The organism is Deltaproteobacteria bacterium (genome assembly GCA_016709225.1).
Lineage (GTDB): Bacteria > Myxococcota_A > Polyangia > Nannocystales > Nannocystaceae > Xiheibacterium > Xiheibacterium phototrophicum.
Genome location: JADJEE010000001.1, coordinates 2282703 through 2296280 on the forward strand (window position 1 = coordinate 2282703; position 13578 = coordinate 2296280).

8 protein-coding genes are annotated in these 13578 nt (G+C 73.2%); 7 read left to right on the forward strand and 1 reads right to left on the reverse strand.

Annotated elements, in window-relative coordinates; translation table 11 throughout:
* Window positions 1–11 precede the first annotated feature (11 nt).
* Genes IPH07_09245 through IPH07_09255 form a run of 3 tightly spaced genes read left to right on the forward strand, consistent with a single transcriptional unit; the run spans window position 12 to window position 4538 of the window.
* Window positions 12–1466, forward strand: coding sequence for an HlyD family efflux transporter periplasmic adaptor subunit (locus IPH07_09245; GenBank protein ID MBK6917572.1), 1455 nt, complete (start codon window positions 12–14; stop codon window positions 1464–1466).
* Window positions 1463–3682: a peptidase domain-containing ABC transporter gene (locus IPH07_09250; GenBank protein ID MBK6917573.1), complete on the forward strand. Its 2220-nt coding sequence runs from the start codon at window positions 1463–1465 to the stop codon at window positions 3680–3682. Before IPH07_09245 ends, IPH07_09250 begins: the two co-directional genes overlap by 4 nt.
* On the forward strand, window positions 3666–4538 hold the full coding sequence (locus IPH07_09255; protein MBK6917574.1) for an efflux RND transporter periplasmic adaptor subunit: 873 nt from the start codon (window positions 3666–3668) through the stop codon (window positions 4536–4538). Before IPH07_09250 ends, IPH07_09255 begins: the two co-directional genes overlap by 17 nt.
* Window positions 4539–4556: 18 nt before the next feature.
* Here IPH07_09255 and IPH07_09260 read toward each other — a convergent pair whose 3' ends face one another.
* On the reverse strand, window positions 4557–6197 hold the full coding sequence (locus IPH07_09260) for a hypothetical protein (GenBank protein ID MBK6917575.1): 1641 nt from the start codon (window positions 6195–6197) through the stop codon (window positions 4557–4559).
* Window positions 6198–6342: 145 nt separating this feature from the next.
* On the opposite strand from IPH07_09260, the gene IPH07_09265 reads away from it, so the two are divergent.
* The 4 genes from IPH07_09265 to IPH07_09280 all read left to right on the forward strand — a co-directional run bounded on the left by IPH07_09265 (window position 6343) and on the right by IPH07_09280 (window position 13501).
* Window positions 6343–8559 (forward strand): hypothetical protein, encoded by a 2217-nt coding sequence (locus tag IPH07_09265; GenBank protein MBK6917576.1) that lies wholly within the window; start codon window positions 6343–6345, stop codon window positions 8557–8559.
* A gap of 34 nt (window positions 8560–8593) precedes the next feature.
* On the forward strand, window positions 8594–9352 hold the full coding sequence (locus IPH07_09270) for a hypothetical protein (GenBank protein MBK6917577.1): 759 nt from the start codon (window positions 8594–8596) through the stop codon (window positions 9350–9352).
* A 92-nt stretch (window positions 9353–9444) separates the two neighbouring features.
* Window positions 9445–9963 (forward strand): gamma carbonic anhydrase family protein, encoded by a 519-nt coding sequence (locus IPH07_09275; protein MBK6917578.1) that lies wholly within the window; start codon window positions 9445–9447, stop codon window positions 9961–9963.
* 1 nt (window position 9964) lies between these two features.
* A complete protein-coding gene (locus IPH07_09280; protein MBK6917579.1) occupies window positions 9965–13501 on the forward strand; it encodes a hydantoinase B/oxoprolinase family protein in 3537 nt (1178 codons plus the stop codon).
* Window positions 13502–13578: the final 77 nt, after the last annotated feature.

The window sequence follows — 13578 nt, forward strand, 5'->3', positions numbered from 1 at the left end:
CGGGCGAAGCCATGGACCAGGCAACCCCAGTGCAGGACGAGATCGGCAGCGAGCAGGCGCGCCTGCGAGCGTTGCGGTGCGCCGCCGCGGTCGCGGCCTGCGACGGCCCGGCGGAGGCCGCCGCCCGCATCGAGGCCTGCATCGCGGGCATGTGCGCCTGCGATCGCGTGCGCTGCGTGTTCCACGACGCCGACAGCGACGCCTGGTGGTGCGAACGCGACGGCGATCGACAGCTCGCACCGGCGGGCGGCGTGGTCGGACAGGTCGCGCGATCGCGGGCCGTCCTGCATCTCGTGACCGACGCGCGGGCCGAGGGCTTCGAGCCCAGCGTCGACGACCCCGCCGCGCGCGGGCCGGTGACGGTGCTCGCGGCCCCGGTCACCGACGGGCCGCGGCGCATGCACGCGGTGATGCTGGTGACCCGCGACGGTCGACGACGCTTCGCGCCCGACGAGGTCCGCTGGCTCGACGCCCTCGCCGAGGCGCTGGCCCCCGCGCTGTCGCTGCTCGAGGCACGTCTGCAGTGCGAGGCCGGCGCGCGTGCGGAGCGGGGCCACGACGGATTCCGATCGGAGGCCCTCGAGGCACGCAACGCGACGGCGCACGGCAGCGTGCTGCGCGTGGTCCCCACCTGGCTGCGGGTATGCGTGTGGACGCTGTGCGCGCTCGCCCTCGTCGCGTTGGTCGGCGCTGCGACCTACGAGGTCGAGCGCTGGACCGAGGGGCCCGCGCTGGTCACCGTCCACGGCGGTCGTCGGGTCGCGGCGCAGCGCGGCGGCACGCTGGCGTCGGTCGACGTGGTGCCGGGTCAGCTCGTGCGTCGCGGGGATCTGCTGCTCCGGCTCGACGACGACGGGCAAGCGCGCGAGCTCGAGGTCCTGCGCCTGCGGCTGCAGGCCGAGCTGCGCCGACGACTGCGTGCACCACACGAGACCGGCACCGCCGCCGCGGTCACCCAGCTGCAGCGCGAGCTCTCGCTGGCCGAGACGACCCGCGCTTCGCTCGAGCTGCGCGCACCCGTCGACGGTGTCGTCGGCGACGTGCGAGCGCGGCTCGGACAGCTCGTCGTGGCCGGCGACGAGCTGCTCACGCTGCACGACGCCGAGGCCCCGCTGCGCGTGCTCGCGTTGCTGCCGGGCGAGGAGCGTGGCCGGCTCCGCGCCGGTCAGCCGCTGACGCTCGACCTGCGCGAGGCCGGCGGCGAGCAGCTGCACGTGCACCTCACGAGCGTCGATGACGAGGTCATCGGCCCCAGCGAGGCACGCCGCTACCTCGGGCTCGCCCACGCCGACGTGCTCGAGCTCGACGGCCCGGTCGTGCTCGCGACCGCGACACTCGACTCGCGTCACTACCCCACCAGCCGGGGCGCGCTCGAGCTCCACGACGGCATGCGAGCCCGCGCGCGCGTCGAGATCACGCGCGAGACCCTGCTCCAGTCCTTGTGGCCCGACCAGGAGGCGCCATGAGCATTGCAGGTCGTCGCCGCAACGATCGGCGACTGCGTATCCCGTTCGTGTCGCAGCTCGAGTGGGCCGACTGCGGCGCCGCGTGTCTGACGATGGTCCTTCGCGCCCATGGCAGCCCGCTGCGCCTCGCCGACGTGCGCCGCGCCTTCGCGAACGGCCGCGACGGCTGCTCCGCCGCCGGCATCCTCGAGGCGGCGCACACCCTCGGGCTCGAGGGGCGCGGTATCCGGCTCGATCTCGACGACCTCGGGCACCTGCGTCCAGGCACGATCCTGCACTGGGAGTTCCAACACTTCGTGGTGTTCGAGGGGCTTCGCGGCGGCGGCGTCGACATCCTCGATCCCGCGCGCGGGCGTCGGAGGGTCCCGCTCGCACGCTTCCGCAGCAGCTTCACGGGGGTCGCGATCGTGCTCGAGCCCACGGCCGACCTGCACGCCGAGCGTGGCGCGTCTGGCCGCTCGCCGCTGCGCACGTACCTCGCGCGGGTGACCAGCGCCCGGCGGGTGCTGGTACGGATCGTCGGCGGCTCGCTGTTGCTACGTGCGCTCGCGCTGGCACTCCCGGCGACCACGGCGGTGGTGATCGATCGGGTGGTCCCGCAGCACGATCTGCGGCTGCTGCTCGGACTCGCCGCTGGCGCGACGGCGCTGCTGGTGATGCAGATGCTGACCCAACAGATCCGAGCGCTCTTGCTGCTGCAGCTGCGCACGCAGCTCGACACCGAGCTGACCGGCGGCTTCCTGCGTCACCTCGTGCGATTGCCGTTCGCGTTCTTTCTTCGCCGCTCGGCCGGCGACCTGATCCTGCGCGTCACCAGCAACCGCATGCTGCGCGAGCGCCTCACGACCCACGCGCTCTCGGCGTTGCTCGACGGCCCGCTCGTGCTCCTCTACCTCGTGCTGGTGTTTGCGTTCGCGCCCGGCCTGGGCTGGTGGGTGTCGGCGATCGCGGCAGCGCAGATCGCCGTATTCGTGCTCGCGCGCCTGCGGATCGCCGAGCTCACCACGGAGGAACTCGACGCCCAGTCGCGCTCGCACAACGAGCTCGTGCAGATCCTCGCAGGCATCCAGACCCTCAAGGTCTGCGGCGCCGAGGCCCGCGCGATCGAGCGCTGGTCGAACCTGTTCACGGACGAGCTCAACGTCTCGCTCGCGCGCGGGCGCCTCCAGGCGGTGCTCGACGCGGCGCTGGGCCTGCTGCGCAACGGCGCTCCGATCGCGCTGTTGGCGGTCGGCGCCCACCAGGTGATGCGGGGCCAGCTCAGCGTGGGCGCGATGCTGGCGGTCAACTCGCTCGCGCTGGGCTTCCTCGCGCCGCTCGCCTCCCTGGTCGAGACGGCGATGACGTTGCAAGGCCTTCGCGGTCACATCGAGCGCATCGCCGACGTGCTGGAGACGGCCCCCGAGCAGGCCGCCGCAGGCGAGCGGCCATCCCCACGCGTGGAGCTGCGCGGCGCGATCTCGCTGCGCGAGGTCTCGTTCCGCTACGAGGGCGCCGCGCGGGACGCCGTGCACGGCGTCAGCCTCGACATCGCACCCGGCGAGTGCGTGGCACTGGTCGGGCGCTCGGGTTGCGGCAAGTCCTCGCTCGCCGCGCTGCTGGTCGGGCTCCATCTGCCCAGCAGCGGCGCCATCGCCTTCGACGGGCGGCCGCTGGCGTCGCTCGATCTCACGGCGCTGCGGCGCAACGTCGGTGTGGTGTTGCAGACGCCGTACCTGTTCGGGGGTTCGATCCGCGACAACATCGCGCTGGCCGATCCCCACGCCACGCTCGAGCAGGTCGAGGCCGCCGCGCAGGCGGCCGGCATCCACGCCGAGATCGCCGCGCTTCCGCTGGGCTACGACACGCCCGTGTCCGACGGCGGCGCCTCGCTGTCCGGTGGCCAGCGCCAGCGCGTCGCGCTCGCGCGGGCCCTGCTGGGGCGGCCCCGCGTGCTGCTCCTCGACGAGGCCACCAGCGCGCTCGATGCGGTGTCCGAGCGCGGCATCATGGCTGCGCTCGCGCGGCTCGACTGCGTCCGCATCATCATCTCGCACCGCCTCGGCACGCTGGCCTTCGCCGATCGCATCGTGGTGCTCGAGGATGGCTGCATCGTCGAGAGCGGTGACTTCACCGAGCTCTCGACCGGCGACACCCGCTTCGCACGGCTGGTCCACGCCGCCGAGCGAACCGGCGTCGCCCCCCACGAAGGAGCGAGCCATGGCGCGTGCGCGTGACTGGGCGCTGTCGTTGACGGTCCTGATGGCCTGCGCCGCGCGGGACGAGGCCGCACCGACGCCGGATGACCCCTCGCCACCGGCCGCCGCGACCACCACCATCGACGCGCGCGCGACCGGCTGGACGGGCGTGGTGGTGTCGACGCGCAGTCACCACGTCGCCGCGGCGGTCACGGCCACCATCGACGCTGTCGAGGTCGACGTCGGCGACGTCGTACACGCCGGCGAGCCGCTCGTGCGGCTCCACGCCCAGCCCTTCGAGGACGCGCTCGCGATCGCCGACGCCGGCGTGGCGGCGCGTACGGCCGAGCTGGCCGGCGCACGCGCTGCGCTGGGCGTGGCGGAATCCGAGCTCGCGGCCACGCGCGCGCTCGCGGCCGCCAACCACGCGACGCCCCACCAGCTGCACGTCAGCGAAGCCCAGCGCGATCAGGCCGCCGCACAGCTCGCGCTCGGCCGCGCGACGCTGCAGTCGGCGCGCGCGGAACAACGCCGCGCCCGCCACGCCCTCGACGCTGCGACGGTTCGGGCGCCGATCGACGGCGTGGTCGCGGCACGGATGGTCGAGCCGGGCCAGAGCGTCGCGGTGGGGACCACCCTGCTGCGCGTCATCGACCCGCGTGCGGTGGGTGTGCGCGTCGGGCTGGATGCCGCCGCGCTCTCGGCGATCGCCGATGACACCCCGCTCGTCGTGTCGAGCGGCGATGACCGACGCTGGCACGCGACGATCCGCCGTCGCGCGCCCGAGCTCGACCTCGTCACCGAGCAAGTGCCGATCGAGCTGGCGCTGCGCGACGCCGACGCGCCGACGCCCGCGATCGGTACCGCGGTGTTCGTGCAGCCGCGCGATCCCTAAACGGCGCCCGGCGCCGACTCACTGCAGGTACCACGGCGTCGCGACCGCGCTGCGGCACTGCCAGTTGAAGCTGCGCAGCTGACCGATCTCGCCATGGTTCGCGAAGCCGGTGACCAGCGCGGCCGCGGCGTCGTGCAGCGCGTCGTCGGTGCGTCCGTCGTGCCACCACGCGAGCGCGACGACATAGGCGCTCTCGCCCCAGTGCTCGTCGTACTCGTCGATCTCGTCGGCATCGGTGCCGACGCCCATCCAGTAGTAGGGGCGCCCGTCGCCATCGAGGCCGTCGCGCGCGACGATGCGACCCAAGCGCGCGAGCGCTTGCTTGGCCGTGGCCGCGGTCGCGTCGTCGCGCTCGCGGATCCACGCGTCCAGGCCGTCGGCCAGGATCGCGCTCATCCACGGGCTGCAGCCGACGTAGCCGTAGTCCTCGCCGTGGGCCTCGGCCTCGTGGGCGAAGCAACGCGCGTCGGCGTCGTCGTAGCCGGGCGGAAAGTCCTGCTGCACCGCGAGGTAGGCCGCGACCGCGTCGTCGGCCCACGCGTCGATGCTCGCCGCTTCGTCATCGCTGACCATCGCCGCCCACACGTACGCCAGCAACGCGAAGCCGGCGTGGCGCTCGGTCCAGAAGTCGGCGCCGCCGCCGTAGCCGGGGTCGGGCCACAGCGTGTGTACGCGGGCCGCGAGGTCCTCGGCGTACTCGCGGAAGCGATCGTCGCCGGTGAGCAGGTAGTGGATCGCGGCGTGCTGCGCGTAGTGGTACTTCAGATCGTCGGCCGCGCCGGGCACCGGGATCTGCAGCGCGTCGCCGCTGCCGCTGCTGTCGGCGACGTAGCGCGCGGTCTCGCGGTAGGCGGACTGCAGCGGCACCAGCTCACCGCTGCGGGCGTAGCCGCGGTACAGCGCCGTGCCGCGATCGTACAGCCACGAGCCGGTGTCGCCGGCGGCGGTATCGAACGCGTCGTAGCCCCAGGCCTCGTAGTCGCACCGCTCGGCCCACGCGGTCGCGTCGCCGGTGGTCGCCGCGACCGGCAGCTGCGGGCCGGTGACGCCGCTGTCGGCGAGCCACTGTGCGGGCAACAGCGCCCACACCCGCGGGCCCTGGGTGCCGTCGGGCGTGACCAGCGTGTCCGCCACCGCGATCGCGTCGATCGTCGCCCCCGCCTCGCCGAACGCGACCTCGATCTCGGTGCCACTGCCGACGTCGAGCTCGATCTGGATCTGCACCGCGCGCACGCTGCCGTCGCGGTGGAGCGCGAGGGTGCGTCGCGAGCAGGGCAGGTCGATATCGTCGTGCCGCACGGTCACCGCGTCGCCGTCGGTCACCGCGGCCGGCCACAGCGGCACCGCGAAGTTGATCCGCTGCGTGCCCGCGACCCCGTCCTGCGGCACCAGCTGCACGGTCACGGCGTCGGCGGGCGGCAGTCCGGTGTCGTCGCTCGCATCCGCCGTGTCGCCGACCGTGGTGTCGGCGGCGTCGGTGCCGACGCTGGCGCCCCCGCTGCTCGCGGCGTCGGTGCTGCCGACCGAGCTCGCCGCGGTCGCCTCGCTCGAGCCCGCTGCGGTATCGCTGCCGGGATCGCCGAACGACGCCGGCGAGGCGCCACCGTCGGCGCCACCGCAGGCAACGACGAGACCCGCGGCGACGATCCATGCGCACACGGGCCATGCGCACACGCGGCTCACCCGCGAAGGTGGCGACTGCACGGAGGAGAGGACGTGGGGACGACGCGGACGATCACAGGTCACGCTCGGGCCTTGCGACGGCTGGCGTGGATTCCCGCCACTGCACCCACGATCGCCGCACGTGAGCGAGCACATGCACGGCCCGTGGCGGGAGTTCGCGTCGTCCGTCGCAGACGCAGGGGTGAATCGGACCTGCATTGCCCCTGCCCTCGCCCTCTCGCTCGCGCTCGCGTGCAACGCCGGTGGGGGAGACCACGACGACGGCACGAACACGGGCCCTGGCAGCGCCAGCGCCGACTCGGGCTCCGGCTCCGACGGCAGCGCGAGCGCGAGTGCGAGCGCGAGTGCGAGCGCCAGCGCCAGCGCGACCGCGGCCGACTCCGGCAGCGACGGCACCGGCGTCGACACCACCGACGACACCGGGCCGGTGATCCCCGAGGGCCACCCGCGCATCTACCTCGACGCAGCCAACCGCGCGCGCCTGACCGCCGCCCTCGACGACGACACCGCGGCCGCGGTCCGCTTCCGCGACATGGTCGACGGCCAGCTGCAGGGCGCCGACTGGTACGAGTTCCAGGCCAGCGACGCCGCGCTGCTCGGCACGCTCACGGGCGCGCCGCAGTACTGCGAGTACGCGGTCGCGCAGATCGACGCGTGGGTCGCCGGCGAAGAGGCCCGCATCGCCGCCGGCGAGGTCGCCGAGGTCGCCGGTGACAGCTACCTCTACGTCGGTGATCACATCGGCGACCTCGCGCTGACGCTCGACTGGTGCTGGGACGACGTCGATGCCGAGCAGCGCGCGCGCTGGATCGACTATGCCAACACCGCGGTGTGGAACGTGTGGCACCCCGAGCAGGCCAGCTGGGGTGGGCAGTCGTTCCCGTGGAGCGGGTGGTCGATCGACAACCCCTCGAACAACTACTACTACTCGTTCCTGCGCGCGACGATGCTGCTGGGCCTGGCGAGCTACGGCGACAACGACCAGGCCCAAGGCTTCATCGACACCTTCCGCACCACCAAGATCGAAGACCAGCTGGTGCCGCGCTTCACCGCCGAGCTTCAGGGCGGCGGATCGCGCGAGGGCACCGGCTACGGTGTCGCGATGTGGCGACTGTTCGCGCTCTACGATCTCTGGCAGGCCAGCACCGGCGAGCGCATCTGGGATCTCACGCCGCACACCCACGACAGCCTGATCAACTTTCTGCACACCACGGTGCCGACCCTCGATCGCATCGCCCCCATCGGTGATCACGCGCGCGACTCGACGGCGGCACTGTTCGACTACCACCGCGCGTACCTGCTGGTGCTGCAGCATCTGGTCGGCTCCGACGATCCACTATCGCCGCTGGTGCAGCAATTCCTCGCCGATTGCTCGGTGCCCGCAATGACCCAGGGCTTCATGTACGCCGTCGACTTCATGTACGCCGATGCATCGCTGCCGACCGCGCCGCTGTCGCAGCTGCACGACACCTGGTACGCACCCGGCACCGGCAGCGTGTTCGCCCGCACCGCGTGGAGCAGCGACGCCACCTGGATGGGCTTTCTCGCCGGGCCCTACACCGAGAGCCACGCCCACCGCGATCAGGGCTCGCTGCTGATCTATCGCCGCAGCTGGCTCGGCTACGACGCCAACGTGGATTCGCACTCCGGCATCGTGCAGGACGAGGCGGTGCACAATCTCGTGCGCATCGACGACGGCGGCGCCGTGGTACCGATGGTCGCCGAGCACGATCCCGCCGAGCTGGTCGCGCTGCGCGACACGCCCGAGATCCTCTACCTGGCGGCCGACATCACACCGATCTATGCCGGCGCCGCCGCGGTCCTTCGTAGCGAGCGCGAGGTGGTGATGCTCGAGGACGAGGGCACGTTCGTGGTGTTCGATCGCGTCGACACCGGCGGCGGCGCGGTGCCGACGTGGCAGCTCAACGCGCCCTCGGCCCCGGTCGCGCAGGGGCAGGGTTTTGCGATCGATGCCGGCGCCGACGGGCTCGACGTGCGGCCGGTGTTCCCGGCTTCGGTGTCGTCGTCGATCGTCGACTGGAGCGCACAGAACCGCGACATGCTCGGCGGCTGGCGACTCGATCTGCACGGCAGCAGTGGTGACAATCGCTTCCTCGTGGTGCTGGCCCCGCCCGGCCGCCTGCTCGGCGTCGACGCATTCAGCGGCGGCGGTCAGCACGGCGTCGACCTGCAATTCCAAGGTGGCGCGAGCGCGAGCGTGCGATTCGACGACGATGTCTTCGGCGGCACGCTCACCTACGAAGGCGGCGGCGGCGAGTCACGATTCGACGGCGCGCTCACGGCGGGGCTCGACGCGCTGCCGATCTTCGCACCGTGACGCGCGGCGTCGCGTCGGCGACGACGCGGCGGTGATGCACGGCGGACGCAGCTCGACCGGGTCGACCACGGCGAGCGCGACGTCCGACGCGAGCGACGACAGCACCTCCGCGGGCGACACCGCGGCCACGTGGCCCGAGTGCCTTCCGCCGAGCATCCCCGACGTCGCCGTCGCCATGACCGTCGAGCCCGACAACGGCTACACCGCCAGGGCGTACTCCGGTCCGTGCGCCATCGTGCAGATCTCGGAACTGGTCGACGGCGCGCTGACCATCGAACTGACGTGTACCGGCGGCGAAGGGCCCGCGCCGCAGTGGCAGGTCGGCCTCACGATCGCGGGCCTCGGTGAGGCGGTCCCCGCGGCACTGGTCGAGAACGCGGAGGTCGACCTGGCGCTCTACGTCGACGCAGGCCACTCCCCGGTCACCGCGTTCTCGCTCGCGACAGGCGGTGCGCTGCTGCTCGCCGGCTTGGACGGTTCCTACGTCGACGTCGAGCTCGCGACCGGATCGTCGCACGGCCTGTGGCCGGGCGCGCGCGTGACGAGTCCGGCCGAGCAGCGCTGCGCGCAGCAAGAACGCCTCGCCCGCTGCGCTCCCCCACTCGGCCGCAACCGACTCTCGTTCACCGGCTTCGACGACGACGTCGAGGTCTTCGACCATCAATCCGCACAGACGACGAGCTTCGAGATGCGCGTCGGCGAGGCCCTGACCGTGGTCGACGATGGTCAGCCCTGGGGCTGCGAGGACTTTGGCGTCGCGTTCTACCAGTTCCTCGTCCTGCGCAGAGACTGACCGCGATGGATCGCGTCCTGCGGAAGCCGCGGCGCCGCAGGGCCCCGCGGGGTGCCCGTCCACCCCCATCCGCGCTACAACCTCCCGCGACGATGCTGCAACGCTTCCGCGGGATCACCCCGATCATCGACCCGACCGCCTACGTGCACCCCGCCGCGGTGTTGATCGGCGACGTCGTGCTGGGCCCGTCGGCGACGGTGTGGCCGTGCGCGACGCTGCGCGGCGACGACGGGCCGATCCGCATCGGCGCGTGCTCGTCGATCCAGGACGGCACGGTGATCCACATGTTCGAGGGCCGCTCGATCACCACCGTGGGCGAGCGCGTCACGGTCGGCCACAACGTGACGCTGCACGGCTGCACGGTGCAGGACGAGACCATCATCGGCATGGGCGCGATCGTGCTCGACAACGCGATCGTCGAGTCCAACTGCATCGTCGGTGCGGGCACGCTGGTGCCGCCGGGCAAGCGCATCCCGGCCGGCTCGGTGGTGTTCGGCAACCCGATGCGGATCGTCCGCAGCGTCACCGATGCCGACCTCGAGTTCATCGCACACTCGTGGCGCGCGTACGTGACCCGCGGCGCGCAGTACCTCGAAGAGCCGGGGGTCTAGCTTGGCCGCCGGACGCTGGCGCTTCTTCGTCGATCGCGGCGGCACCTTCACCGACTGCGTCGCGCTGCCGCCGGGCGGCGGCGCGCCGGTGGTGTGCAAGCTGCTGTCGACCGACGACGCGCCACTGCGGGCGATCCGGACCGTGCTCGCGCTCGGCGACGACGCACCGATCCCCCCGCTCGAGCTGCGGCTCGGCACCACCGTCGCCACCAACGCGCTGCTCGAGCGCAAGGGTGCCCGCTGCGCGCTCGTCATCACGCGCGGCTTCGCCGACCTGCCGGTCATCGGCGACCAGACCCGGCCCGACATCTTCGCGCTGTCGATCCCACCGGCGACGCGGCTGCACGCCGAGGTGATCGAGATCGACGCGCGGGCCGATCGCGACGGTCGCGTGCTCGCGCGGCCCGATGGCGACGCGCTCGCGCGCAGCTTCGAGGCCCTGCGAGCGGGCGGCTGTGACAGCGTCGCGGTCGCGGTCGCGTTCGGCACCCGCGCGCCCGCGCTCGAGCAGGCCGTGCTCACGGCGGCGCGCGAGGCCGGCCTGCGATATGCGGTCGCCAGCCACGAGGTCAGCTCGCAGCTGGGTCTGCTGGCGCGCACGCAGACCGCGATCGTCGATGCCTACACCACGCCGCTGCTGCGCGCGTACCTGACCGGCCTGGCCGACGCGCTGCCCGGCAGCACGCTGTCGGTCATGCAGTCGTCGGGGGCGCTGGCGCCGGTCGCCCGCATCGGTGGTCGCGACGCGATCCTCTCGGGCCCCGCCGGCGGCGTGCTGGCCGTGGCCGCGCTCGCGCGACGGCACGGCCTGCGCGAGGTCATCGGCTTCGACATGGGCGGGACCTCGACCGACGTCACCCGCGTGCAGGGCGGCGAGCCCACGCTCACGTGGGAGACCACCACCGCGGACGTGCGGGTGCACGCGCCGATGCTCGACGTGCACACGATCGCGGCCGGCGGTGGCTCGGTGTGTCGCATCGTCGACGGGCGTCTGCGGGTCGGCCCCGACAGCGTCGGCGCGATGCCGGGCCCGCTGTGCTACGGCCGCGGCGACGGCTCGCCGAGCCTCACCGACATGAACCTCGTGCTCGGTCGCTTCGTCGGCGATCGCTTCGCACTGCCGCTGCACGCCGCGCCCGCGCATGCCGCACTCGCGCAACTCGCGGCGCAGTGGGGCGACGACGCGCCTGCGCCCGAGCGCATCGCTGCCGGCTTCTTCCGCATCGCCGTCGATGCGATGGCCGAGGCCATCACGCGGGTCAGCGTGGCCCGCGGCCACGACGTGCGCCGCCACGCGCTGGTCGCCTTCGGCGGTGCTGCGGGCCAGCACGCCTGCGCGCTCGCCCGCAGCCTCGGCATCGCGCGCGTGCTGCTGCCGCCGTTGGCCGGTGCACTGTCGGCGTGGGGCATCGCTCAGGCGCCGCGGGGCTGGCATGGCGAGGCCGATCTCGCCGCGCGCGTGCTCGACGACGTGGCCGTGCGTCACGCCCTCGCCCACGCGGACGCGCTGGTCGAACGCGGCCGCGCGGCGCTGGTCGCCGAAGGCGAGCGCGGCACGCCGACCGTGCACCGCACGCTCGAGCTGCGCTACCGCGGCACGCAGCACACGCTGCCGCTGCCGCTCGACGCCGACGACCTGCGCGCGCGCTTCGACGACGCCCACGCCAGCGCGTTCGGCTGGCGCCGCGACGACGCCATCGTCGAGTGCGTGACCGTGCGCGTGCGGCTCGAGGTGCCGAGCGCGGTGCCCCAACCGCCGGGACCACCGCCCGGTCCACCGCCGCGACCGCGACGTCACCAGCGGGTGTTCATCGACGAGCGCTGGCACGACGCGCCGGTCTTCCACCGCGAAGACATCGCCGCCGGCGTGGACGTGCACGGGCCTGCGCTGGTGCTCGACGACACCGGCACGCTGGTGCTCGAGCCGGGCTGGTCGCTCGCGATCGGCGACGACGGCACGCTCTTGCTCGATGACACCGCGGCCGCCGACGTCGTCACGCCCAGCTCGCTGGCGCGCGATCCGATCACGCTCGAGATCTTCGCGCACCGCTTCATGTCGATCGCCGAGCAGATGGGCGTGGTGCTGCGCCGCACCGCCTCGTCGACCAACATCCGCGAGCGGCTCGACTTCTCGTGCGCGGTGTTCGACGCCGAAGCCAACCTGGTCGCCAACGCGCCGCACCTGCCGGTGCACCTGGGCGCGATGGGCGAGAGCGTGGCCGCGATCGCCCGCCAACACCCGGGCGCCCGCGACGGCGACGTGTTCGCGACCAACGACCCCGCCGGCGGCGGCTCGCACCTGCCCGACATCACCGTGGTCACGCCGGTCTTCGTCGACGGTGCGCTGTCGTTCTGGGTCGCCAGCCGCGGCCACCATGCCGACGTCGGTGGCATCACGCCGGGCTCGATGCCGCCGCACGCCGTCACCCTCGCGCAGGAGGGTGTGGTCCTGCGCGGGCTGCCGATCGTGCGTGGCGGCAGTTGGCGCGAGGACGAGCTGCGGGCGGCACTCGCCGCGGGGCCGTGGCCCGCGCGGCGCCCCGACGAGAACCTCGCCGATCTGCAGGCGCAGATCGCCGCCAACCGCCGCGGTGAGCTGCTGCTCCACGCGCTCGCCCTGCGCGAGGGCCTGCCGCGCGTGCACGCGTACATGGCCCACGTGCAGGACCAGGCCGCGTTCGCGGTCGGCAACGCGATCGCGGCGCTGGGCGACGGCACCTACGCGTTCGACGATCGCAGCGACGACGGCACTCGCATCGCCGTGCGCCTCGAGATCCGCGATCGCACGCTGGCGATCGACTTCACCGGCACCGACGCCGCGGTGCCCAACAACGCCAACGCACCGCGGGCCGTGACGGTCGCGGCGGTGCTCTACGTGCTGCGGACCCTGGTCGGCCAGGCGATCCCGCTCAATCGCGGCTGCCTGCGCGGCGTGACGCTCACGATCCCCGCCGGTTCACTGCTCGATCCTCCACCCGACGCCGCGGTCGCGGCCGGCAACGTCGAGACCAGCCAGCGCGTCGTCGACGTGCTGCTCGCGGCGCTCGGGCGCAAGGCCGCCAGCCAGGGCACGATGAACAACCTCACCTTCGGCGACGGCAGCTTCGGCTACTACGAGACCATCGGCGGCGGCGAGGGGGCGACGGCCGACGCCGACGGTCGCGACGCCGTGCACACGCACATGACCAACACCCGCATCACCGACCCTGAGATCCTCGAGGCGAGCACCGGCGTGCGCGTGTGCAGCTTCGCGGTCCGTCGCGGCAGTGGTGGTCGCGGACACCGGCGCGGCGGCGATGGCATCGTGCGCGAGCTCGAGTTCGATCGTGCGCTCGAGGTGTCGCTGCTCGCCGATCGTCGCGTGCGTCCGCCGTTCGGCCTGGGCGGTGGCGAGCCCGGCGCGTGCGGCCAAACCCGCTGGGGCGCGCGCGCGCTGCCAGGGCGCATCGCATTCGTCGTCGAGCCCGGTGATCGCGTGATCGTCGAGACCCCGGGGGGCGGCGGCTTCGGCCCACCCGACGGCGACACACCCGCGTAGCAACCCTGCGTGCCACCGGCGTTCCCCCGCGCGAGCGCCTGCAGCGATGCCCAGGGCCGGCTTTGGCATCCGCGCCG